Origin of the sequence: Limnospira sp. PMC 289.06, assembly GCF_032350395.1 — a bacterium.
Taxonomy (GTDB): Bacteria; Cyanobacteriota; Cyanobacteriia; order Cyanobacteriales; family Microcoleaceae; genus Limnospira; species Limnospira platensis.
In genome coordinates, this window is sequence record NZ_JARPLC010000475.1 from 1 (window position 1) to 503 (window position 503).

Consider the following 503-nt stretch of genomic DNA (forward strand, 5'->3'; position numbering starts at 1 on the left):
CAATAAACTCCTCTCGCTGTTGCTCATCACCTTCTTGGTAGCCGTAAGTTTTTTTCTGGTGAAGCCAATTTTCTTCAAGGCTCTGGATATGGTGCGAGGAGAGATGTCGTCATCCCAAAGTTCAGCCATTGGAGCGGAGGTTTGATCGCCATGCTCTTGGGCAAAAGCCTTGAATTTATGCCAGTCGGTAATTTTGTGGTTATTGCCAGGTCGGTGATTAGGTTTAGGGAGGAAGTCTCCGGTCTGTGCTTTTCTTTGCAGCCAGAGATTAATGGTGTTCCGGCTGACATGGAAAACTTGACTGGCTTCTGTTTTGGGCATACCGTCTAGTTCAATTGCATCAATAACTTTTTGTCTGAGGTCGTAACTATAGGGGGCTGGCATTTTTGGTCTTCTTAGTCATCTCGTCCTCTCCATTATACGTCCTAACTTTCCTGTCTGGTGCTATACCTGTGCCGTGAATGTGGTCGCCAATTTCGAGAAAATCCCTGTCCTGGAGGTTC

Annotated in this window: 1 pseudogene; it reads right to left on the minus strand. The window is 46.5% G+C overall.

The window, feature by feature from the left end:
- A pseudogene (locus tag P5674_RS25860) lies at positions 1-384 on the minus strand (IS630 transposase-related protein); the annotation flags it as partial.
- Positions 385-503: the final 119 nt, after the last annotated feature.